Annotated in this window: 3 protein-coding genes and 1 pseudogene; 1 reads left to right on the forward strand and 3 read right to left on the reverse strand. The window is 72.5% G+C overall.

The genetic code is table 11. From position 1 onward, the window contains the following. Positions 1-106 precede the first annotated feature (106 nt). Positions 107-780: pseudogene (locus D455_RS30305) on the forward strand (GntR family transcriptional regulator). Between the two features lie 9 nt (positions 781-789). Here D455_RS30305 and D455_RS0113135 read toward each other — a convergent pair. The 3 genes from D455_RS0113135 to D455_RS0113145 all read right to left on the reverse strand — a co-directional run. Beyond that, positions 790-1,287, reverse strand: coding sequence for a DUF2087 domain-containing protein (locus tag D455_RS0113135; RefSeq protein ID WP_017571181.1), 498 nt, complete (start codon positions 1,285-1,287; stop codon positions 790-792). A gap of 150 nt (positions 1,288-1,437) precedes the next feature. Then, positions 1,438-2,256, reverse strand: coding sequence for an HAD-IIB family hydrolase (locus D455_RS0113140; RefSeq protein WP_017571182.1), 819 nt, complete (start codon positions 2,254-2,256; stop codon positions 1,438-1,440). A gap of 43 nt (positions 2,257-2,299) precedes the next feature. Further along, positions 2,300-2,909: STM4011 family radical SAM protein (locus D455_RS0113145; protein ID WP_017571183.1), on the reverse strand; the 610-nt coding region annotated here is incomplete at its 5' end.

Consider the following 2,909-nt stretch of genomic DNA (forward strand, 5'->3'; position numbering starts at 1 on the left):
GGTCGCCCGGCCGATCGGGTCGAACTCGTGGAGGTACCGTGACGGCGCACGCGCCCGCTCTTTGTACACTGTCTACAAAGCCCACGGAACCGGATGGAGCCGCCCTATGTCCCCACAGGGGTTGAACGCCGTCGCGGGACGGGTCCAGCGCCCGGTACCGCTGCGTGAGGCCGTGTACGAGGCCATCCTCGACCTGATCACCAACCGCTCGCTCTCGCCCGGCCAGCACCTGGTCGAGACCGAGCTGGCCCAACAGCTCGGCGTCTCGCGGCAGCCGGGCCGCNNAGCAACGAGGGATGGGTGGACCTGCGGCCCGGTTACGGCGCCTTCGTGCACACGCCCACCGAGAGCGAGGCCGACCAGCTCCTGGCGGTACGCGCCCTGCTGGAGACGGAGTCGGCCCGCCTGGCCGCCGAGAACGCCTCCGACGAGCAGATCGGGCTTCTGCGCGATCTGGTCTCCGCCGGGTACACGGCGACCCAGCGCGCCGACATCGACGTGGTCGTCCAGGCCAACGCCGACTTCCACCGCACCGTCACCGAGGCCTCGGGGAACCGGGTGCTCGCCGAACTGGCCGCGCAGGTCGACCGGCGGGTCCGCTGGTACTACGCCCCGGTCGCCCACGTCCGCGGCGCCGCCTCCTGGGACGAGCACGCGGCCCTCGTCGACGTCATCGAGAACCGCGACGCGGACGCGGCGCTGAGACTGATGAACGAGCACACCGAGCGCACCAGACGCACCTACCACGAGCAGGTGGACGGCGCGGACTCCGACTCCTGAGCCGCCGCGCTACCGCGCGGCGACCCGGTAGGCGCTGCCCTCGTCGTCGCGGGTCAGGTAACCCTCGTCCACGAGGTGGCGGCGCATGGACGAGGGGTCGTCGAAGCACGACAGGATCGCGGCGTTGACCTGCTTCTCGGTGTAGGTCGTGCCGGGGGCGAAGAGCCGGTCGGTGATCCGCGCGAACACCCGCTGGCGCAGCTCCTGCTTGGCGGGCAGCGTGGTCAGCCGACCGTCGTGGAACAGCGCGTCCACGGGATCCCGGCGCACGGGCCGGTGTTCCTCCAGGGCCGCGGAGAACACCTCCGGCACGTACACCACGCGGTCGCCGTCCTCGCGCACCAGCCCCGCGTCCGTGAGCCGCGCCAGCTCCTTACGCGCCCGCGATCCGCCCGCCCGGACCTCCTCGGCGGACACGCCCTCCGCTCCGGCGCCCACCACGCGGGCGTAGAGCGCCAGTCGGTCGGGATCGGCCAGGGACGAGACGATCTGGGTGGGGTGCGGCACGGTTCTCCCTCGTTTCTCGGTGGGACTCCGCCGCAGCGGCCCGGCGCCGCGCGCAGCCCCGTGGGCTCCTCGGGGGAGGCGACCCCGGGGGCCGGGGCCGCCTCCCCCCGGGACCCTAGGCGCAGTCCCGGTGCCGCGGCCAGCGGTTTGTCAACGCTCGGCGAGCAGCTGCTCGATCACCCTGCCCACGCCGTCGTCGTTGCTGGCCGGGGCCACCCGCAGCCCCAGCGCGGGGTCGAGCAGGTCCGGGTGTCCGCTGGCCATGGCGTACCCCGCGCCCGCCCACGACAGCGCGGACACGTCGTTGGGCATGTCGCCGAAGGCCACCACCTCCTCGGCGGACACTCCCCACCGCTCGCAGACCATCGCGAGCGTGCTGCCCTTGTTCACCCCCGGCGCGCTCAGCTCCAGCAGGCCGTGGGCGCCCGAGTAGGTGATCTCCGCCAGCGATCCGACCGCCGCCACGGCCGCCTCGTGCAGCAGGTGCACCGGGGTGTCACTGGAGCGCACGAGCAGCTTGGTGACCGGGGAGGCCCGTGTCAGCAGGGCCTCGGTGGTCTCCAACACCTCCCGCACCCAGTCGCGGGGCAGCCACGGCTCCAGGTGGTACGCGGCGTCGTGGAAGAAGTCGGTGCCGGTCTCGACGCCGTAGCCGATCCCGGCCAGCGCCGCGTTGAGCTTCTCGACCACGGTGTGGGCGGTGTCCAGGTCGATGGCGCGCACCAGCGGGTCGGAGTCGGGGGCGTGGGCGAGGGCGCCGTTGCCGCAGAGCACGGCGGCGCAGGGGAACTGCTCCGCGATGTGCTGGGTGGTCCGCGGCGGACGCGCGGTGGAGACGACCACCCTGATCCCCGCCTCCGAGGCGGCGACCAGCGCCCGCCGGTTGCGTTCGGAGACCAGACCCTCCGCTCCAAGGAGAGTGCCGTCGAGGTCGGTCGCGATAACCCGGGGAAAGACCATGGTGCGCATTATGTCGGCTTCCACTGGCATCGTGAAGCGGTTTTGGCCCGCATCACACGAGCGGGAGGGAGGGGCGGAAGGCGGCGGGGATCCGTTCCACCACACCGCCCCGGAACACGTCGTACAGGTCCAGGGACTCCAGGTGGACGTAGCCGATGTGGCAGTCGCAGCTGGTCAGCGGGCACGCGCGGGGGCCGAGCCGGTCGAGGAACGAACCGTCGTAGAGGTTGCCCAGCGGCGCGTCCACGAAGTGGCAGCGGCGCACGTTCCCGTCCCCGTCCACGGACAGCACACTGTCACCCGTACGGCAGGGCAGCCCCCGGCTGGGGTGGGGGTGGCGGCTGTAGTGGAAGTGCGGGTCCAGCGCCTGCCACTCGGCGGCCTCCGCGTCGGTGTAGGTCCGCCCCTCGGCGGCGTTCACCCACAGGTAGACCTCCTCGGGCAGGTCGGCGCGCATTCTCCGGGCCGCGGTCAGGTGCTCGGGTTCGCCGACCACGCCGACGCTGAACCGCACCCCCTTCCCGGCCAGTTCGCGCGCCTTGGCGAGGAAGCGCTCGTGGGACACCTGCCCGGGGTGGTAGGTGGTCCACAGTGCCGCGGTGGCCGGGTCGCAGTCGTCCAGCCAGCCCAAACGGCCGCTCAGGTTGGTCTGGATGGCCACC

The sequence above is a fragment of the Nocardiopsis halotolerans DSM 44410 genome (assembly GCF_000341065.1).
Taxonomy (GTDB): domain Bacteria; phylum Actinomycetota; class Actinomycetes; order Streptosporangiales; family Streptosporangiaceae; genus Nocardiopsis; species Nocardiopsis halotolerans.